The organism is Microbacterium sp. SY138, assembly GCF_039729145.1.
Taxonomy (GTDB): domain Bacteria; phylum Actinomycetota; class Actinomycetes; order Actinomycetales; family Microbacteriaceae; genus Microbacterium; species Microbacterium maritypicum_A.
In genome coordinates this window covers 1253277-1271883 of the sequence record NZ_CP155793.1, presented here as the reverse complement: position 1 = coordinate 1271883, position 18607 = coordinate 1253277, and the positions used below count along the sequence as shown (strand labels likewise).

General features: G+C 68.9%; 19 protein-coding genes and 1 riboswitch. Of the genes, 2 read left to right on the top strand and 17 right to left on the bottom strand.

Annotated elements, in window-relative coordinates:
• Window positions 1-108: 108 nt before the first annotated feature.
• From ABDC25_RS05965 to ABDC25_RS05900, 14 genes are all read right to left on the bottom strand, one after another.
• Complete coding sequence (locus tag ABDC25_RS05965; RefSeq protein ID WP_347125311.1) at window positions 109-2259, bottom strand: bifunctional hydroxymethylpyrimidine kinase/phosphomethylpyrimidine kinase; 2151 nt, start codon at window positions 2257-2259, stop codon at window positions 109-111.
• The gene (thiM, locus tag ABDC25_RS05960) at window positions 2256-3104 is read right to left on the bottom strand and encodes a hydroxyethylthiazole kinase (protein WP_347125309.1); all 849 of its coding nucleotides are present in this window, start codon (window positions 3102-3104) and stop codon (window positions 2256-2258) included. Before thiM ends, ABDC25_RS05965 begins: the two co-directional genes overlap by 4 nt.
• A riboswitch (TPP riboswitch) is annotated at window positions 3095-3189 on the bottom strand. (Overlaps the previous gene by 10 nt.)
• A 6-nt stretch (window positions 3190-3195) precedes the next feature.
• On the bottom strand, window positions 3196-4158 hold the full coding sequence (locus ABDC25_RS05955) for an NAD-dependent epimerase/dehydratase family protein (protein ID WP_347125307.1): 963 nt from the start codon (window positions 4156-4158) through the stop codon (window positions 3196-3198).
• Window positions 4159-4218: 60 nt separating this feature from the next.
• Window positions 4219-4947 (bottom strand): DUF402 domain-containing protein, encoded by a 729-nt coding sequence (locus ABDC25_RS05950; protein ID WP_347125305.1) that lies wholly within the window; start codon window positions 4945-4947, stop codon window positions 4219-4221.
• Between the two features lie 85 nt (window positions 4948-5032).
• Window positions 5033-7543, bottom strand: coding sequence for a phenylalanine--tRNA ligase subunit beta (gene pheT / locus ABDC25_RS05945; RefSeq protein WP_347125303.1), 2511 nt, complete (start codon window positions 7541-7543; stop codon window positions 5033-5035).
• Window positions 7543-8583 (bottom strand): phenylalanine--tRNA ligase subunit alpha, encoded by a 1041-nt coding sequence (pheS, locus tag ABDC25_RS05940; protein ID WP_021199762.1) that lies wholly within the window; start codon window positions 8581-8583, stop codon window positions 7543-7545. Before pheS ends, pheT begins: the two co-directional genes overlap by 1 nt.
• Before the next feature lie 43 nt (window positions 8584-8626).
• Entirely contained in the window at window positions 8627-9529 is a 903-nt protein-coding gene (locus ABDC25_RS05935) for an amino acid ABC transporter permease (protein WP_021199763.1), read from the bottom strand.
• Window positions 9526-10173: an amino acid ABC transporter permease gene (locus ABDC25_RS05930; RefSeq protein ID WP_021199764.1), complete on the bottom strand. Its 648-nt coding sequence runs from the start codon at window positions 10171-10173 to the stop codon at window positions 9526-9528. The genes ABDC25_RS05935 and ABDC25_RS05930 overlap by 4 nt, the downstream gene beginning before the upstream one ends.
• Window positions 10174-10254: 81 nt before the next feature.
• The gene (locus tag ABDC25_RS05925; protein WP_021199765.1) at window positions 10255-11172 is read right to left on the bottom strand and encodes a glutamate ABC transporter substrate-binding protein; all 918 of its coding nucleotides are present in this window, start codon (window positions 11170-11172) and stop codon (window positions 10255-10257) included.
• A 55-nt stretch (window positions 11173-11227) separates the two neighbouring features.
• Window positions 11228-11974: an amino acid ABC transporter ATP-binding protein gene (locus tag ABDC25_RS05920; RefSeq protein ID WP_029260612.1), complete on the bottom strand. Its 747-nt coding sequence runs from the start codon at window positions 11972-11974 to the stop codon at window positions 11228-11230.
• Window positions 11975-12228: 254 nt separating this feature from the next.
• On the bottom strand, window positions 12229-13191 hold the full coding sequence (locus ABDC25_RS05915; RefSeq protein WP_021199767.1) for a TAXI family TRAP transporter solute-binding subunit: 963 nt from the start codon (window positions 13189-13191) through the stop codon (window positions 12229-12231).
• Window positions 13188-14564, bottom strand: coding sequence for a HAMP domain-containing sensor histidine kinase (locus ABDC25_RS05910; RefSeq protein WP_167253462.1), 1377 nt, complete (start codon window positions 14562-14564; stop codon window positions 13188-13190). Before ABDC25_RS05910 ends, ABDC25_RS05915 begins: the two co-directional genes overlap by 4 nt.
• Window positions 14565-14567: 3 nt before the next feature.
• Window positions 14568-15239, bottom strand: coding sequence for a response regulator transcription factor (locus tag ABDC25_RS05905; protein ID WP_021199769.1), 672 nt, complete (start codon window positions 15237-15239; stop codon window positions 14568-14570).
• A gap of 36 nt (window positions 15240-15275) precedes the next feature.
• Window positions 15276-16088, bottom strand: a complete 813-nt coding sequence (locus tag ABDC25_RS05900) for an RNA methyltransferase (RefSeq protein ID WP_029260610.1) — start codon at window positions 16086-16088, stop codon at window positions 15276-15278.
• 57 nt (window positions 16089-16145) lie between these two features.
• Here ABDC25_RS05900 and ABDC25_RS05895 point away from each other — a divergent pair, with 57 nt between their 5' ends.
• Window positions 16146-16598 carry a DUF2809 domain-containing protein gene (locus ABDC25_RS05895; RefSeq protein ID WP_347125299.1) on the top strand — a complete coding sequence of 151 codons (453 nt, stop codon included), beginning with the start codon at window positions 16146-16148 and terminating at the stop codon, window positions 16596-16598.
• An 8-nt stretch (window positions 16599-16606) separates the two neighbouring features.
• Here ABDC25_RS05895 and rplT read toward each other — a convergent pair whose 3' ends face one another.
• The 3 genes from rplT to infC form a co-directional block, all read right to left on the bottom strand.
• Window positions 16607-16993: a 50S ribosomal protein L20 gene (gene rplT, locus ABDC25_RS05890; RefSeq protein WP_021199772.1), complete on the bottom strand. Its 387-nt coding sequence runs from the start codon at window positions 16991-16993 to the stop codon at window positions 16607-16609.
• Window positions 16994-17027: 34 nt separating this feature from the next.
• Window positions 17028-17222 carry a 50S ribosomal protein L35 gene (rpmI, locus tag ABDC25_RS05885; RefSeq protein WP_017828564.1) on the bottom strand — a complete coding sequence of 65 codons (195 nt, stop codon included), beginning with the start codon at window positions 17220-17222 and terminating at the stop codon, window positions 17028-17030.
• A 73-nt stretch (window positions 17223-17295) separates the two neighbouring features.
• Window positions 17296-17946: a translation initiation factor IF-3 gene (gene infC / locus ABDC25_RS05880; protein WP_081859694.1), complete on the bottom strand. Its 651-nt coding sequence runs from the start codon at window positions 17944-17946 to the stop codon at window positions 17296-17298.
• A gap of 231 nt (window positions 17947-18177) precedes the next feature.
• Between infC and ABDC25_RS05875 the strand changes: the two genes are divergently transcribed.
• Window positions 18178-18576 (top strand): DUF1844 domain-containing protein, encoded by a 399-nt coding sequence (locus tag ABDC25_RS05875; RefSeq protein ID WP_017828562.1) that lies wholly within the window; start codon window positions 18178-18180, stop codon window positions 18574-18576.
• The last annotated feature ends 31 nt before the right edge of the window (window positions 18577-18607 follow it).

Below are 18607 nucleotides of genomic sequence, written 5' to 3'. Positions count from 1 at the left end.
CGTCGGCGCACAGCGATGACGCTCGGAGCGAGCGTCGGAGAAGCGGTGGCGGCCGAAGGCATGTCGCGACAGTAGCGCGGCCCCGGCGGCCACCGCAAATCCACCCCGTCATCTGAGCGGCTGCAGCCCCATCGGCGCGGCGAAGAAGGCGAGCTCGTGTGCGCTCGATACCGCGAACACCCGGCGCATGCGCGCACGGGTCGGGGCATCGGCCTGCGCCGCAGCCCCGGAAGCGTAGGCGATCGCCTTCTCCGTCGCCGCCTCGAATGCCGGATCCGCGTACGTCGTGAGCCAGGACGCGAAGGGATGCTGCGGATCCCGCGCGTACTCCCCGAACTCTCCGGCATGCAGGCGTCGGCCGAGGTCGGTGTAGAGCCAGAAGCAGGGAAGGACGGCCGCGACGATCTCGCCGTAGTCGCCGCCGAACGCGACGGAGCGCAGGTGGTCGAGGTACGCGGTGGTCGCCGGCCCCGGCTCGGCGGCGAACGTCGCCGCGCTCACTCCCTGAGCCGGGGTCAGGTACGACGCGTGCAGCTCGAGTTCACCCACGATCGAGCCTTGCGCGGAATCGGCCCAGAAGGCCTGTTCCTCCGACGTCGGCGCGAGCCGGGCGGCTTCGGCGAGGACACGGGCGTACTCGCGCAGATACAGCGCGTCCTGCGCGAGATAGATCAGGAAGGGGCCGCGCTCCAGCGTCCCGTCGGCGAGCGCTCGGATGAACGGGAGTTCGTCGATCCCCGCGCGGATCTCCGCGATGTCCTGCCACCAGTCCGCGGCGATGTCGTCAGCCGCCGGTCGGGTCTGCGCCGCCGCACGCTCCCGGAGCCCGGCGAAATGGTCGATCGGCCCGTGACCCCGCCCCACGCTCAGCGCGTCCCCCGCGCGCAGGGATTCGCGGAGCCAGGCGCGCGCGGCGCTGACCGCATCGGCCGGCCGCTCCCCGCGCGCGAGGAGCGTCGCGAGCGCGGACGACAGCGAACAGCCGGTGCCGTGCGTGTTCCTGGTCGGGATCCGGGTGCCGGCGAACTCCTGGCGCGTCCCGCGATGCGCATCGACCAGCGCATCCGGAGCCGAATCGCCGTCGAGGTGTCCCCCCTTGACCAGGACAGCCGCCCCGACCGCGGCCGACAGCTGCTCCGCCGCGGAGAGCGCGTCCTCCCAGTCGACGACGTCGCGGCCGGACAGCACCGCGAGCTCGGCGAGGTTCGGTGTCACCAGAGTCGCCCGCGCGAGGAGATCGTGCAGCGCTCGCTCGGCATCCGGATCCAGCAGCCGATCGCCGGAGGTCGCCACCATCACGGGGTCGAGCACGACGACCGGCGGACGAACGCGGTCAAGCCACGCACCCACCACGCGGATGACGTCAGCGTCGGCGAGCATCCCGATCTTCACGGCGTCGATCACGATGTCGTCCGACACCGCATCCAGCTGCGCGCGGAGGAAGTGCGCGGGCGGCACGTGCACGGCACGCACTCCCTGCGTGTTCTGCGCCGTCAGCGCAGTGAGGACCGCCATCCCGTATCCGCCGTTCGCGGCGATGGACTTGAGGTCGGCCTGGATGCCCGCGCCCCCGGACGGATCGCTGCCGGCGATGCTGAGCACCCTCGGCACGGCGCCGGCGAGCCAGCGCCGGCGGAACTCCGCTGCCGTGGCCTCGGGATCGTCGGCGGCGCACAGCACCGAGACGACGGCGAGGCCGGCCGCACCGGCGTCGCGGAGGGGTTCCGTGTCATCGATGCCGACGCCGCCGATCGCCACGCACGGCAGAGAGCTGGCAGCCACGAGATCACGGAAGCCGTCGACGCCGAGAGGAGCGGGGTGATCGGGTTTGGTGGCGGTCGGACGGATCACACCGACACCCAGATAGTCGACGGTGCCGGCGGGCAGAGCATCGACCGCGTCGAGATGCGCACGGGTGTTCGCGGTGAGGCCGACCAGCGCGTCGGGTCCGAGCGCCTCACGCGCACGCAGCACGGAGGCATCGCCCTGTCCCAGATGCACGCCGTCGACCCGAGCGCCCCGTTCCCGGGCAGCGACCACGGCGTCCAGCCGGTCGTTCACGACGAGCAGCGCCCGCCCGTCGATCACCCGCGACAACGCGATCAGCTGATCGACCGTCTCGGCGTCGGTCGCGTCCTTATCGCGCAATTGGACGATCCGCACCCCACCGTCGACCGCTCGGCGCACCGTCTCGACGACGCCCCTGTCCCCGCAGAGCGCCGCGTCCGTGACGAGGTAGAGCGAGAGATCGGCGTTCACCGGACACCGCCTTCGACGCGTGCATCGGCTCTGATGTCGTCGGGGCCCACCGCGGCGAGCGCATCCAGCAGGGCGACGGCGAAGCTGCCCGGCCCCGCGGATGTCGCCGCTGCCCGCTCGGCGGCGATCGTGTAGACGAGGCTCGCGGAAGCCACAGCGGTCAGCGCATCGTGATCCGTCGCCTCGGCCGCACCGAGGAAGGCCGCCATCACCGCACCGAGCGCGCATCCTCCTCCGGTCACACGGGTCAGCAGCTCGTGGCCGTTGGCGAGGCGCAGCATCCGCTCCCCGTCAGTGATGAGATCGATAGGCCCCGACACTGCGACCACCGCGCCCGTGGTCCGCGCGAGCGTTGCGGCGGCATCGGCTGCGGAGTCCGTGCTGTCGGTGGCATCCACCCCACGTCCGCCCGTGCTGAGCCCGGCAAGGACGAGGATCTCGGAGGCGTTGCCGCGGATAGCGGTCGGTCGGTGCTGCGCGAGCCGGTGGGCGAGGGCGGTGCGCACCGGAAGCGCACCGATAGCTACCGGGTCGAGAACCCAAGGCGTACCGTTCGCCGCGGCTCCGGCGACCGCCTCCAGACTCGCCGCCCGCTGCTCGGGCGTGGGAGTCCCCAGGTTGATCAGCACCCCGGAGGCGACCCCGGCGAACATCCCCGCCTCGTCGACGATGTCGACCATCGCGGGTGCGGCCCCCAGTGCCAGCAGCACGTTGGCGGTGAATCCCGTCACGACCGCATTGGTGATGCAGTGCGTCAACGGCGGAGCCTCGCGCAGCACCTCCAGCAGGGTCGCGGCGGAACCGGCGAGGTCGTGGGTGGATTCAGGACGCAGAAGATCGCTCATCGCGACATCCCTTCGCTAGTACGAACTAGATCAGGTTCGACGGGTCTGTTCTCAGCCGCGGATCGCGGCACCCCGTGTCACTGATCGCAGTCTAGCGATCGCTCAGCAGCGCCCTCTCCTCCGCCCGCGTGAGTCCGGCTCGGCGTTCCCGGTCGACGCCGCGTCTCCGCTCGTCGACGATGACGCGCTCGATCGTGTCCGTGAGCGGACGGAGTCGTCCCCCGCTCGCGTGGAACGCGCGATTCGAGCGGGTCATGAAACCGCTCATGTCAGTCGGAAGCCACAGCGGCAGGGAGCGCGGTCCCGCCCAGTACTCGACGTCGTGCGCACGGAGCCATCCCTCGTCCGCGACGAACACGGAGCCGGTGTGACAGACCGCGAGGCGCACCGCACCCAGCACATCGGCGAGGGGGTGCTCATCGCCTACGCCGTTGACCGCGCCGCTGCGTGTGGCCGTGACGATGTACGCCGCGAGATCGTCGACATCGATGACCTGCGTGCTCCTTCCCTCGAGCGGCGGCAGCAGCACGGCTTCCGAGCCTGCTCGCGCGAACGCCGCCGCCCAGTACCCGAACCGGTCGCTGGGGTCGCCGTCGCCCACGATGAGCCCAGGGCGCACGATGAAGCCGCGCTCCCCCAGGCGCAGGACAGCATCTTCGGCTGCTGCCTTCTGCGCACCGTAGTCGTACTCATCACCCGGGCTCGCAGCCGGATGTCGCGGCGTCGACTCATCTGCTCCGACCGTCTCGTCATCGGAGTACACCGAGACGGACGATACGTAGGTCCAGCGCCCCGCCCGATCGCCGAGCGCATCGACCGCGGTCTCGACCTGCACCGCCTGGGACGAGACGTCCACGACGTGATCCCAGTCCCGCCGCGAGAGATCGGCATAGACGTCGGCATCCTCACGATCGCCGCGCACGAGCACGGCACCCTCGGGGGCCGGACGGGATCCGCGGCCGAGACACGTGACCGCGGCGCCTTCGTCGACCCACCTCCGGGCGATGCGCCCGGAGAGCCAGCCCGTACCGCCGAGGATCAGAACATCCGTCATGATTCCATGTCATCAGGTGGCGGATCTCTGCGGAACCTCTTCCGCCCACAGCAGATCGCTTCAGAGCAGATCGGGGGGCGTGCTCAGACGATCCAGGCCCGCGAGCACCGGGACGCTCCACGCGGGATCGGGCTGCCAACGTGTCCACGCGGCGTCGAACGGCCAGTCACCGGACTCGAACGAGGCGATGGCCGCGTCTGCGTGCCGCTCGATCTGCGCCGCCTGCTCGGGGCTGAGCCGCCCCTGCTGGATCGCGGCGACGAGCTCGTCCTCGTCTTTGAGATGGATGCCGCCCGCCGGATCGATCTCGACGTCGAGGATGTGGTCGGACGAGTAGGTGTCGTGATCGGTGCGCAGATGGGCGTTCTCGAGGTTCACGTACCAGCCGGCGAAGGACCAGTCCGGGTCTGTGGTGTCGCTCCAGAACAACCAGACCGACCATGGCAGCCCGGCGGGGGCGATGCACAGCACGCCGTTCCCGCGCCAGGGCTCGACGATGCGCGTCCGCGGCTCGAGCCAGCGTCGCGCGAGCGGTACTTCACGCACTCGCTGTCCGCCGAGAGCTCCCGGAGCCTCCTGCAGCGTTCCGGGCGCGAGCCATGCGACGAGCCCCCGTTCGTCGTCGCGCACCACCCGCATCGGAGCGATCCTGGAGGGCTCCCCCGGCTGCCATCCCGGCTTCCGATAGTGCCAGTCGATCTGCATGCCCGACTCGAGGAACGGTCCTTCTCCGAGCGGCCGCGCGTCATCCGGGACGGCGGCCGGAGTGCCCTGGGGGAGGATTCTCATCCCGCCACGGTACTCCGGCGCCGACCGGAATCGTCTGACCGACGACACGGTACGTCCCACGACGCGGTGCGTCGCGCTCCCGTGCTCAGTCGCGCAGTGCGGCTCCGAAGCGCTGTGCGGCGACCTCGACACCGGCGAGCTTGGCCTCGGTGGCCTCGGCCGCCGTGAGCGTGCGATCGTCGGCACGGAAGCGCAGGGCGAACGTCAGGCTCTTCGAGCCGTCCGGCACGCCCTCCCCGCGATAGTCGTCGACGAGACGCACCGATTCCAGCAGCGCACCGGCACCCTCGGCGAGAGCCGCCTGCACATCCGCGGCCGGAACGTCTGCCGGCAGCGTGAGCGAGACGTCCTGCGTCGCAGCAGGGAACGTCGACAGCGAGGCCGCGACGACCCGACCACCGGCGAGCGACAGGATGCGGTCGAGGTCGAGCTCGAACACGGTCGCGCGCCCCGGAAGGTCGGCGCCCTCCGCCACAGCGGGATGCAGCTCACCGAGGTAGCCGACCTCTTCCCCGGCGACCCGGAGCGATCCGGTGCGTCCGGGGTGCAGGGCCGCACGCTCGGCCTGGACCACGTCGATGTCGACGCCGGCCGCCGCCGCGATGACGCGGACCGCGTCCAGTGCCTCGACGAGACCTGCGGCTTCGGCGGGACGACCGGGCTGACGCGGGGAGACAAGGCCGGTGAGCAGCGCGGAGATGAACCGGTGCTGCGGCGGGATCGACGCGTTCAGGGCGGCGAGCGTCTCATCGGACGGGCGCTCGCCCAGCGGCGGCACCTCGTCCGTGCCGTACTCCACGCCCGGCTCGGGCAGGAAGACCACGCCGGTCTCGAAGATCGCCAGGTCGGTGAGTCCGCGCGAGATGTTGCGGTGCGCGGTCTGCAGCAGACCGGGAATGAGCGAACGACGCAGATACGGCGCCTGCCCGTCGAGTGGATTCGCCAGGCGGATGCTCGGGAGGTGTTCACCCGATGCGGAGCCGTGGAGGTCGTTCTGCGCCTCGGTGGTGAACGGGAACGACGGCGTCTCGACGAGACCGGCAGCAGCCAGGGCATCGGCTACGCGTCGACGACCCTGCTGGTCGGCGGTGAGGCCGCGACCGGACGGGGGCGTCGGCAGCACCGAGGGGATGCGGTCGAGCCCGTGGATGCGGGCGACCTCCTCCGCGAGCGTCCACTTGTCGGTGAGGTCGGGCCGCCAGGTCGGCGGGATCACGGTCCAGCCGGAACCCGCATCCGACGCCGTGACATCGGCACCGATGGTGGTCAGCGCACCGGTGATCTCGTCGTCGGAGTAGTCGACGCCGATGAGCCCCTGCACGAATCCGGCGGGGAGCTCGATCTCGCCGACGAAGACCTCGGCGAACAGCGCGCCACCCTCCTCCGTGAGCGTGCCGCCGGCGAGCTCGACCATGAGGTCGGCAGCGCGGCGGGCGGCCACGAACGGGATCAGCGGGTCGACACCGCGTTCGAAGCGCTTGGACGCCTCACTGGGCAGCTTGTGTCGACGTGCCGAGCGGGCGATGGTCGTGGGGTCGAAGTTCGCCGCCTCGATCAGCACGTTCCGCGTGGTGTCGCTCATCTCGGTCGTGCCACCGCCCATGACGCCGGCAAGGCCGATCGGGCCGGACTCGTCGGTGATGAGGAGGTCTTCCGCGTGCAGAGCGCGCTCGACGCCGTCGAGCGTGGTCATCTTCTCGCCGGGAGTGGCGCGGCGCACCGTGATGCCGCCCGTGAGCTTGTCGAGGTCGTAGCCGTGCAGCGGCTGGCCGAGCTCGAGCATCACGTAGTTGGTGATGTCGATCAGCACGCCCAGCGAGCGCATGCCCGCAAGACTCAGCCGGGCGACCATCCACGGCGGCGTCGGACGTGAGGGGTCGACACCGCGGACGACGCGGGTCACGAACTCGCTCGCACCCACGTTCCCGCGCACGGGTGCGACGTCATCGACCACGGTCGTGTGCCCGGACCCGGGCTGGAGCTCGGCGAAGTCGCGCTCGGCCGGGTCGCGGAAGGTCGCACCGGTGGCATGCGCGTACTCACGGGCCACGCCGCGGAGCGAGAAGGCATATCCACGGTCGGGAGTGACGTTGATCTCCACCGCGACGTCATCGAGGCCGAGCAGAGCGATCGCGTCGGTGCCGACGGGCGCGTCGATGCCGAGATCGGACAGCACCACGATGCCGTTGTGCTCATCGCCCAGGCCGAGCTCGCGCGCCGACGCGATCATGCCGTCCGACACGTGACCGTAGGTCTTGCGGGCGGCGATCGGGAACGGACCGGGAAGCACGGCACCGGGCAGCGTCACGACGACCTTGTCACCGGCGACGAAGTTGTGCGCACCGCAGACGATCCCACGGATGCCGCCGTTCGCCTCGCCGACGTCGACCTGGCACCAGTTGATGGTCTTGCCGTTCGACTGCGGCTCGGCCTCGAGCGAGACGACCTGTCCGACGACCACGGGACCGGTGATGTCGAAGCGATGCACATCCTCTTCTTCGAATCCGACGGTCACCAGTGCCGCGAGGACGTCCTCGGGCGTGGCATCCGCTGCCAGATCGACGTACTCACGCAACCACGAAAGCGGGACGCGCATCACACCACCATCCCGTACTGCTCGCTGAATCGGACATCGCCCTCGGCCATGTCGCGCATGTCCTGGACGTCGCTGCGGAACATCAGTCCCCGCTCGATGCCCATGCCGAACGCGAAGCCGCTGTACACCTCGGGGTCGATCCCGGCGGCGCGCAGCACGTTCGGGTTGACCATGCCGCAGCCGCCCCATTCGATCCAGCGCGCGCCGCCCTTGAAGGTCGGGTGCCACAGGTCGAGTTCGGCGGAGGGCTCGGTGAAGGGGAAGTAGTTGGTGCGGAAGCGCGTCTTGGCCTCGGGCCCGAAGAGCTGCTTCGCGAAGTGATCGAGTGTGCCCTTGAGGTGCGCCATCGTGATGCCCTTGTCGATCACGAGTCCCTCGAACTGGGTGAACACCGGCAGGTGCGTGGCGTCGAACTCGTCGGTGCGGTACACGCGGCCGGGGCACAGCACGTAGATCGGCACCTCGCGGTCGAGCATCGAACGCACCTGCACCGGGCTCGTGTGCGTGCGCATCACGAGATGGCGGGAGGTGGGGTCGACGTAGAACGTATCCTGCTCCTGACGGGCGGGGTGGTCGACATCGAAGTTCAGGGCGTCGAAGTTGAACCACTCGTGCTCGAGCTCCGGCCCCTCCGCGATCTCCCATCCCATGCCGACGAAGATGTCGCAGACCTGGTCCTGGAGCAGGGTGAGCGGGTGCCGGGCACCGACGCGGGTGCGCGACGGCACGGCGGTGATGTCGACCCGCTCGGCCTCGAGCCGCGCAGCGACCTCGGCCTCCGCCAGTTCGGCTTCCTTCGCCGCCAGCGCCTGCGTCACCCGCCCGCGTCCCTGACCCACGAGCTTGCCGAAAGCGGCCTTGTTCTCGGGGGCGACCTGTCGCATCGAGGCATTCAGGACCGCGAGCGGCGATCCGTCGGCGACGTGTGCGGCACGAGCCGCTTTCAGCTCGGCGGTGTCGGTGGCTGCGGCGATCGCCGCGAGGGCGTCGGCGACAGCGGCTTCGACCGCTTCCGGGGTGATTTCAGGAGACTCTGACACGAGAATCGAGTCTACCCGGGGGCGCGTGGGTCGCTTTCGCGGATCAGCGCGACGCCTCGGACCCGTCGCCCTGCAGGACGATGAGCGAGGTGTTCGTCTCGCCCCCGTGCTGACGGGGATCCGGTACCGCCGGCCCGGCCTTCGGCGAGCGCTTGGCACGGCGCTGGAGGCGGTAGGCGATGTAGGAGAGCAGGAGGCACACGGCCACGTACATCGATCCGCCGACGATCGCCGCGGGGATCAGCGGGGACCCGTAAGGCGCCTGGTTGCCGATCTGGTTGATGACGTAGAGGAGCTCCTGGTACGTGATGATGAACCCGAGCGCGGTGTCCTTGAGCGCCACGACGAGCTGCGCGATGATCACCGGCATCATGGCCCGCACGGCTTGCGGGATCAGGATGAAGTACATCACCCCGGTCTTCCGGAGTCCGATCGCGTAGCCGGCTTCCTTCTGCCCGCGCGGCAGCGATTCGATGCCGGCACGCAGCACCTCGGCGAGCACGGAGCCGTTGTACACGATCAGAGCGATCACGACGGCCCAATACGGCGGCATCTTCACGCCGATCACGGGAAGGCCGTAGTACAGCAGCATCATCAGGATGAGCACGGGCACTGCTCGCAGCACCTCGATGATCCACCGGACGGGCTCACGCACCCAGGCGTGCTCCGACAGGCGGCCGATGCCGAGCAGGAAGCCGAGCGCGATGGACCCGACGCCGGCGACCGCGAAGGCGGCCAGCGTGGCCAGCAGCCCTTCGCCGAAGCGGACCCAGACGGCGGAGAACGTGAAGATGTTCCACTTCTCGGCGGAGAACTGTCCGGTGGCGAACAGCCTCCACACGACCCAGCCGAGCACGGCGAGGACGACGAGGACCGTGGCGGCCCCGATGAGCCGGTTGCGGGCGATGGCACGGGGGCCGGGGACGTCGAAAAGAACGGAACTCATCGCGCGATCCTCCACTTGTTCTCGAGAACGCGCTGCACCCAGGCGAGCAGCAGCACTAGGACCACGAAGACGACCATGACCCAGAGCAGCACGGCCAGAGCGTTCTCCCCCTGTTCGCTCAATGCCGCCCGGATGGTCCCCAGGTTGGCGACGGAGAAGCCCGCAGCCACCGTGGTGTTCTTCATGAGGGCGATGAGGACGCTCATCATGGGCGGGACGACGGAGCGCGTCGCCTGCGGCAGCACGACATAGCGCATGACCTGTCCGAAGTTCAGGCCGATCGCTCGCGCCGCCTCGGCCTGACCGACCGGCACGGTGTTGATGCCGGCTCGCAGCGCCTCGGCGACGTACGTCGCGGTGTAGATGCCGAGAGCGGCCACTGCCAGAGGCAGGGGGTTCACCCGCTCCCCCAGCAGGATCGGGAGGCAGAACGCGAAGAAGAACATGACGAGCGTCAGCGGGGTGTTGCGGATCCAGTTGACGTACACGCCGCCGACGGCGCGGGCGATCGGAACCGGAGACACACGCGCGGCTCCGACGATCAGCCCGAGGACCAGCGCGATGATGCCGCCACCCAGGAACAGCACGATGGTTCCCCACAGTGCCTCTCCCCAGAGGTCGAGGTGGTCGGTGATGACTCCCACTGCTGCTCCTGTCGATTCGGGTTCTCGGGTGGTTCGTGCCGATGAGCGGGGCGGTCGACCGGGTCGACCGCCCCGCCGGGATCAACCGATCGGGTCGACCTCGGGCTGGGTCGCCTTGACGCCGGACGCGCCGAGGTTGTTGTCGAAGATCTGCTGCCAGATCTTGCCGCCGTCGGTCAGCTGCGTGTTGAAGTACTCGGCCAGAGCGTCGTCGCCCTTGGCGAGTCCGATGCCGTAGCGCTCCTCGCTGAAGGGCTCTCCGACGACCTTCAGCTTGTCCGGGTCCTGGGCCGCGTAGCCGATGAGGATCGCCTCGTCGGTCGTGACGGCGTCGACCTGACCGTTCTTGAGGTCCTCGACGCACTTCGAGTACGTGTCGTACTCCTTGGTGGGCACGTCGGGGTAGTTCGTCTTGATGTTCTGGATCGGCGTCGAGCCGGTCGCCGAGCAGACGGTCGTCTCCGCGCTCAGGTCATCGACGCTCTTGATGTCGCTGTCGGCACCGACGAGGAGGCCCTGACCCGTGACGAAGTAGGGACCGGCGAAGGAGATCTGCTCCTTGCGCTTGTCGGTGATCGAGTACGTGCCGACGTAGTAGTCGATGTCGCCGTTCACGATGGCCTGCTCGCGGTTCGCGGAGGCGATCGCCTGGAACTCGATCTTCTCCGGGTCGACGCCGAGCGATGCCGCCATCCAGCGGGCGATGTCGACGTCGAATCCGGTGCGGTCGCCGGTCACCGGGTCGAGGTACCCCAGACCCGGCTGGTCCTCCTTGACGCCGACCTTGACCGTGCCTGCCGACTCGATCCGGTCGAACGTCGGGCTTCCCTCGATGCTGACGTCGGTCAGCACGGTCCACGGCGTGCTGCTGGACGTGTCGCCCTCGTCGCCGCCCTCCGGGGCTCCTGTGCTGGACGGCGTGCCGCTGTTGCAGGCCGTGAGCGCCAGCAGCGCGGCCGCTGCGATTCCGATACCTGCCAGTGTCCGTGTGCGTCGCATGTGCGTCTCCTTCGTGTGCTGTGTGTGCAGGGTCTGTGTGGTCGGTGCGGGGGCGTCAGTGCGTGAGGAGCTTCGAGAGGAAGTCCTTGGCGCGGTCGCTCTTCGGGTGCGTGAAGAACTCCTCGGGAGTCGCCTCCTCCACGATCCGTCCGTCGGCCATGAAGACGACGCGGTCGGCGGCCTTGCGGGCGAAGCCCATCTCATGGGTGACGACGATCATCGTCATGCCGTCCTGGGCCAGCTCGACCATGACGTCGAGGACCTCGTTGATCATCTCGGGGTCGAGGGCGCTGGTCGGCTCGTCGAACAGCATCACCTTGGGCTGCATCGCGAGGGCGCGGGCGATCGCCACGCGCTGCTGCTGCCCGCCGGACAGCTGGGCCGGGAGCTTCGATGCCTGCTGCGCCACGCCCACGCGTTCGAGCAGCACCATCGCCTCCTTCTCGGCATCCGCCTTCTTGAGGCCGCGGACCTTGATCGGGCCGAGGGTCACGTTCTCGAGGATCGTGAGGTGGGCGAAGAGGTTGAAGGACTGGAAGACCATGCCGACGTCCGCACGCAGGTGGGCGAGTCCCTTCCCCTCCGCCGGCAGCTCCTTGCCGTCGATGCGGATGGTGCCGCTCGTGATCGTCTCGAGGCGGTTGATCGTGCGGCACAGGGTCGACTTGCCGGAGCCGGACGGGCCGATCACGACGACGACCTCTCCCGAGTTGACGGTCAGGTCGATGTCGGTGAGCGCCTGGAAGTCGCCGTAGTGCTTCTGGACGTTCTCGACCACGACAAGCGGGGTATCAGAGGTCATCATTTCTCCAAACTAGCCACGTCGGACGCGGGTCTCCAGGCACCTCGGTGAGATTTACACGTTCGTAATCACCTGATCGCGGCACCAATGCTGCTGTGCATGGGTACCCCGCGGCCCGCCCCCACGGGCCGCGGAATCGTCCTGCTGCAGCTCCCCAACGACAGTTGAGCAACAGGCGACGATCGTGCGCGATCGACCTCACAATGGCAGAGCGCCACCCACGGTGTCAGACTTCTTGAGGATTTCTTGAGCAGTCAGCCGCGCTGATCCCGGTAGTAGTCGGCTGCCCCGGGGTGCAGCGGGACGGGGCCGGTGAAGATCGCCGAACGCCGGTCCAGCAGCGCGGCGGTCGGCACCTCCCCCGCGATGCGCAGACGTGCATCGAACAATCCGGCGAGCACGTCACGAGCGACGGCGTCCGGGGTGGAGGCTGCGGTGACGAGATAGTTGGGAACGGCCATCGTGGGCGCGGAATCCTGCAGGCCGTAGGTGCCGGCCGGGACGTCGGCCGGTCGGTACGCGTGCGAGTACCGTTCGTTCACCTCGTTGACCCACTCCTGCTCGATCGGGAGCAGGCGGACCGATGACCTCTCCGAGAGCTCGGCCACCCCCGGGGTGGGCAGCCCGCCGACCCAGAAGAAGCCGTCGATGTCGCCACGCTCCATCGCCTCGATCGACTCGCTGAGGTCGAGCTGGGGATTGCGCACGGAGCCGAGATCGACACCTGCCGCATCCAGCACCCGAGCGGCGATCACGTTCACCCCGGAGTTCTCCGCACCGAGGGAGATGGTGCGGCCGGCCAGATCCCCGATACCCGAGATCTCCGACTCTCCGCGTACGACGACCTGCACGTACTCGTCGTACAGGCGGGCGAGGGCCTGCACCTCCAGCGGATGGTCGAAGGCGCCGGAGCCCGCCACCGCGTCTGCCGCGGCGTCTCCCTGCGCGAACCCGATCAGCGCCTCCCCCGAACTCACCCGGAGCAGGTTGTCGACGGAACCCGCCGTCTCCTGCGCGACCATCCGGATATCCAACGAGTCCGACAGGTCTTCGGCCAGGTGGCTGCCGTAGTCGTAGTAGACGCCGGTGGACCCGCCGCTGGCGATGGCGTACTCCTCGTCCGTCCACTCGCTCGCACGCGGACTGCACGCGGTCACGCCGACCGCCAGCAGGAGAGCGCTCGCGCCGGCGAGCAACCGTCGCACGCCGGCCGTCACGGGGTCGTCCCATCGTGGAGCACGAGTGTGACAGCGAGACCGCCGCCCTCCGCCGCAGCGACGGCCAATTCGCCGCCGACCGTGGCGAGCAGGTCACTCGCGATGGCGAGGCCGAGTCCGGACCCCGGGGTGTCCCCGCTGTCGACACTGCGCCAGAACCGGTCGGTCGCCGCCGCGGCCTGCTCCTCCGTCAGCCCCGGACCGTGATCGCGGACGGTGATCCGGCAGACCTGGCCCTCGCGTTCCGCACCGATCTCGATCGGCGCGCCCTCGGGAGAGAACTTCACGGCATTGTCGATCACCGCATCCAGCGCGCTCTCCACGATCGTCCGGTCGGTCACGCTCATCACCGGCGAAACCCCCGTGGCACGCAAGACGACCCCGCGCTGGGCGGCGACGTCGCGCCACGCGTCCCGTCGGCGAGCGGCGAGCGTCGCGAGGTCGACCGCCGAGATGGTCGAGTCGCCTCGTCCCCCACGAGCCAGCCCGAGGAGCGTTTCGAGGATGCGGGTCATCCGTCGCCCCTCTTCCCGCGTCTCCTCGACATCACCCTGCCACTCCTTCCCCAGTCCCGTCGCCAGATGCTCGACGCGCAGGAGCAGGGCGTTGAGGGGGTTGCGCAGCTCGTGGGAGGCATTCAGCGCGAACTCCTGCTGCCGCGTCATCACACGCTCGATCTCGTCGGCCATGCCGTTGAAGACCTGCGCCATGCGGCGCAGCTCCGGCGGACCGTCGTCGGCGGCGACACGCGCGTCCATCTCGCCCCGCTCGATCGCCACCATCGCCTCGTCGAGCCGTCGCACCGGCGACAGCACCCACCGGGCGAGCCGGAACACGAGCAGCACCCCGAGGGCGACCAGCACCAGCGCGATCGCCGAGATGAGCAGGATCTGCTGAAGGATCGCCGCGCGCGGTGCCTCCACATCTCCGGCCACCAGCACGGCACCGATCACGTCCCCGTCGTCGAACACCGGCTCGGCCAGGGCGGCGTCCGCGACGGTCCACGGGAACAGGACCGTCGGCTGCTCGGCACGCCGCCCGGAAAGCGCGAGTCTGACCCGCTCGGCGTCCTCGTCCGGGAGCGCGGCCGGGTCCTGCTCCCCCGCCGCCCAGACATTGCCGCCGAGATCGAAGACCGTGACCTCGATTCCGTACACCTCGCGGAAGCGCGCCACCTCGGCGTCGATCACGGCGGCGCTGCCGGACCGCAGGGCCTGACGCGCACTCGTGACGAAATACCCGAGGTCGCCGAGCTGCTGCGTGTAGAACGCCTGCTGGACGCTGTGCGCCGCACTCCATCCGGCTGCGCCGCCGAGCGCGGCCAGGATCGCGACGAGCGGCACGAGGAAGACGATGATCAGACGGCGCCGCATGGCTCAGGACCCCGCAAGACGGTAGCCGACTCCGCGCACGGTCTCGATGACCCCACGGACTCCGGTCTTCTTCCTGATCGCTCCGACGTGCACCTCGAGCGAGTGCCCGAACCCGCGCCAGTCGGTGTTCCATACCTCACGGATCAGGCGCTCCTTCGGCACCGCCACCCCCGGGTATCGGGCGAGGACCGCGACGATGTCGAACTCCTTGCGTGTGAGGTCGATCGCCGTGCCGTCGACGAGCACCTGACGGGCGACGAGGTCGATGTCGACATGGCCGTCGTGCAGCAGCACCCGGGCGTCGGCCTCCGGTCTCATCGGCCTCGACCTCCGGGTGACCGCCTCGATCCTGGCGAGGAGCTCGTGCACGTCATAGGGCTTCACGACGAAGTCGTCCGCGCCCGCGCGCAGTCCCTTGATGCGTTCGGCGACCTGGTTGCGGGCGGTCACGATCACGATCGGAACCTCCGAGCGCCCCCGGATGCGACGGCACAGGTCGACGCCGTCGATGTCGGGGAGACCGAGGTCGAGGAGGACCACCTCGGTGTCGGCTCCCAGCATGCCCAGCGCGGCAGCGCCGTCCGCCGCGCGCACAGTCGCGTATCCCGACCGTCCGAGGAAGGCCTCGAGCGCCCCGGCGACCCGGTCGTCGTCCTCGACGATCAGAATCCTCATCGACTCCGCTTCCTGCTTCCCTCGGCGCCCGAGAACTCAGTCGCCAGCGGACGCACGCTGTGCAAATGCACTCTCGTAGAGGCACACGCTGGCGGCCGTCGCCAGGTTGAGGGATTCGGCACGACCGAAGATGGGCAGCTTGAGCACCTGGTCGGCGAGGGCCAGCGCATCGTCTTCGAGCCCCCGCGCCTCGTTCCCGAAGAGCCATCCGGTGGGCTCGGCGAGCACGCCCTCGGCGCGCGCCTCCAGGAGATCGTCACCCTTCACATCGGCTGCGAGGATGCGGAGACCTGCATCGTGTGCGCGCTTGACGACATCGGCGAGGTCTCCCCCGACCGACACCGGGAGGTGGAACAGCGAACCCGTCGTGGCACGCACCACCTTCGGGTTGTAGGGATCGACGGTTCGTCCCGTGAGCACGACGGCATCGGCGCCCGCCGCATCCGCCGCCCGGATGATCGTGCCGAGATTGCCGGGATCGCGCACCTCTTCGCAGATCGCCACCAGTCGCGGCGCGGCGTCGAAGATGTCGCGCACGGAGGTCGGTGTCTGCTGCACCACCGCCACGAGTCCCTGCGGGGTGACGGTGTCGGCCATCGCGTTGAGGACGTACTCGGTGACGTACTCGACGTCGATGTCGGCATCGGCGGCCTTCGCGCGGATGTCGGGGTGCCGCTCCCACCCGTTGGGCGTCGCGAACAGCTCGACGATCGCCTCGGGACGATAGGTGAGCGCTTCGCGCACGGACTGCGGGCCTTCCAGAAGGAACAGGCCCGTCTCGGTCCTCGCGCTTCGTTTGGTCAGCTTCGCGACGGCTCGGACTCGGGGCGAACGGGGGTTCTCCAGCACGATCACAGTCTAGGGAACGCCGGGCTGGTTCCCGCACCATCGGGATAAGGTGCCGGGATGACCCACAGCGCTGCTGCGAACACCTCTCGTCGGCGGGTCGCCCTCGCCGTTCTCGCTGTCGCGACGGTCGGGATCGGTCTGGTCGTCCATCGTGGCATGAGCGGTGCGGTCGGCGACATCGCGGGCGACGCGCTGTACGCCGTGCTCATCTACCTGCTCGTGGCCCTCGTCGCCCCGCGATGGCCTCGTCCCGCTGTGGCGTTCCTGTCCTTCGTCGTCTGCGCCGGCGTCGAGCTGCTGCAGCTCACCGGCCTTCCGCGCGAGTGGGCGGCGATGTTCCCGCCGATCCGACTCGTCCTCGGCTCGGGCTTCGACCTGCGGGACCTCGCCGTGTACGCGATCGCGGTCGCCGCGACCTCCCTGATCGACATGGGAGTCACGCGGGTCGTGGGCCGCAGTGCATCCAGAAACGCCACAGGGCGCCCTCCCGAAGGAGAGCGCCCTGTGTGAAGAGGTGCTTACGCAGCCGACTTCGGTGCGTTGACGTCGGAGGGCAGAGCCTTCTTCGCCGTCTCGACCAGCGTCGTGAACGTCGCCGCGTCGTTGACCGCGAGGTCGGCGAGCATGCGACGGTCCACCGTGACACCGGCGATGCCGAGGCCCTGGATGAAGCGGTTGTAGGTCATGCCGTTCTGGCGAGCAGCAGCGTTGATGCGCTGGATCCACAGGCGACGGAAGTCACCCTTGCGCTTGCGACGGTCACGGTACGAGTAGACCAGCGAGTGGATGACCTGCTCTTTGGCCTTCCGGTACAGGCGCGAACGCTGTCCGCGGTAACCGGAGGCGCGCTCGAGGATGACCCGGCGCTTCTTGTGGGCGTTTACTGCCCGCTTGACTCTTGCCATTTTCCTGTGTTCCTATTCGTGCGTTCGGCGCGCGTCAGCGACCGAGAAGCTTCTTCGCGACCTTGGTGTCAGCCTTCGACAGCACCTGGTCCTGGTTCAGACGACGGGTGCGACGGCTCGACTTGTGCTCGAGGTTGTGGCGCATCCCGGCCTGCTGCTTCTTCAGCTTTCCGCTTCCGGTGATCTTGAAGCGCTTCTTAGCACCCGAGTGGGTCTTCTGCTTCGGCATCTTCTCTTCCTTCGTATGGCGCCTTCTCAGGCGACGGTGTCAACCCGCGGTGCGGGAGTTCTGGGGGCGGGAGTCACTCCGCCGGAGCTGCGGCCGGTGCGTCCGACTCGTTCTTCGCGTCGCGCGAAGCCTGCTTGTTCGCCGCGCGCTGCGCGTCACGAACCGCATTCTGCTCCTGCTTGGCCTCGGACTTGCTCTTGAGCGGCGCCACGATCATGACCATGTTGCGACCGTCGATGGTCGGGTTCGACTCGACCGTGCCGAGCTCGGCCACGTCTTCGGCGAACTTGCGCAGCAGACGAACACCCTGCTCGGGACGCGACTGCTCACGACCACGGAAAAGGATCATGGCCTTGACCTTGTCGCCGGCCTTGAGGAACCCCTCGGCGCGCTTGAGCTTGGTCGTGTAGTCGTGGGCCTCGATCTTCAGACGGAAACGGACTTCCTTGAGGATCGTGTTCGCCTGGTTGCGGCGAGCTTCCTTTTCCTTCTGGGCGGCCTCGTACTTGAACTTGCCGTAGTCCATGATCTTGACGACGGGCGGCTTCGAGTTGGGGGCGACCTCGACGAGGTCGAGATCGGCTTCCTGCGCGAGGCGCAGCGCTGCCTCGATGCGGACGACGCCGATCTGCTCACCCGCGGGGCCGACGAGGCGGACCTCGGGGACGCGGATGCGCTCATTGGTACGGGGATCGCTGATGCGGAACTCCTTAGACGATGTGATTCGGCCACCGCGATGCTGTCTGCATCACGGGCGAAATCGGAATCGTCCCCGCCCACCGGCATTCAGACGCCGGCTCCGCACCCTACCTGCCGGTTCCGTCTTGAGAACGGAGCCGGTGGAGTGCAAGACCCGGTAGCCTTGAACGGCAAGCGCGGGTGGGAAGTGAATCCTCTTTCGATCCGGAGCATGACGCTCCGGAGCCCGCCAAAGTCTAACAGAAAGCAAGGCGAAGTGACGAACCAGGCACCGGACGAGGCTGCACGCGAGCGCGAAGAGCGCTGGGCACGTCAGGAGGAGGCCGCATCGTCGGCCACACGAGACATCGCCGATGTACCCGCCGTCGAGGTGATCACCACCGCCGCCGTGCACCTCATGAGCGCGGCAGCCGTCAAGCTCGGGCTCGCCGACGATCCGGACGCCGCGGCGCAGATCGACCTCGACGAAGCGCGCAAGCTCATCAACGCCCTCGCCGGACTCATCACCGCCGGCGCTCCGGAGATCAGCGACATGCACGCGCGCTCCCTGCGCGACGGCCTTCGTTCACTGCAGCTCGCCTTCCGCGAGGCCTCCACGATCCCCGACCCGATCGGCAAGGGCCCGGGCGAGAAGTGGACCGGACCGGTCAACTAGCTTCGGCGCAGGTGTGACACCTGCGCAACCG

Bases quoted from the DNA above. Each gene is read 5' to 3' on its own strand.
- thiM (WP_347125309.1), bottom strand. From the start codon at position 3,104: ATGAGCGATCTTCTGCGTCCTGAATCCACCCACGACCTCGCCGGTTCC.
- ABDC25_RS05955 (WP_347125307.1), bottom strand. From the start codon at position 4,158: ATGACGGATGTTCTGATCCTCGGCGGTACGGGCTGGCTCTCCGGGCGC.
- ABDC25_RS05950 (WP_347125305.1), bottom strand. From the start codon at position 4,947: ATGAGAATCCTCCCCCAGGGCACTCCGGCCGCCGTCCCGGATGACGCG.
- pheT (WP_347125303.1), bottom strand. From the start codon at position 7,543: ATGCGCGTCCCGCTTTCGTGGTTGCGTGAGTACGTCGATCTGGCAGCG.
- ABDC25_RS05935 (WP_021199763.1), bottom strand. From the start codon at position 9,529: ATGAGTTCCGTTCTTTTCGACGTCCCCGGCCCCCGTGCCATCGCCCGC.
- ABDC25_RS05925 (WP_021199765.1), bottom strand. From the start codon at position 11,172: ATGCGACGCACACGGACACTGGCAGGTATCGGAATCGCAGCGGCCGCG.
- ABDC25_RS05920 (WP_029260612.1), bottom strand. From the start codon at position 11,974: ATGACCTCTGATACCCCGCTTGTCGTGGTCGAGAACGTCCAGAAGCAC.
- ABDC25_RS05910 (WP_167253462.1), bottom strand. From the start codon at position 14,564: ATGCGGCGCCGTCTGATCATCGTCTTCCTCGTGCCGCTCGTCGCGATC.
- ABDC25_RS05905 (WP_021199769.1), bottom strand. From the start codon at position 15,239: ATGAGGATTCTGATCGTCGAGGACGACGACCGGGTCGCCGGGGCGCTC.
- ABDC25_RS05895 (WP_347125299.1), top strand. From the start codon at position 16,146: ATGACCCACAGCGCTGCTGCGAACACCTCTCGTCGGCGGGTCGCCCTC.
- rplT (WP_021199772.1), bottom strand. From the start codon at position 16,993: ATGGCAAGAGTCAAGCGGGCAGTAAACGCCCACAAGAAGCGCCGGGTC.
- rpmI (WP_017828564.1), bottom strand. From the start codon at position 17,222: ATGCCGAAGCAGAAGACCCACTCGGGTGCTAAGAAGCGCTTCAAGATC.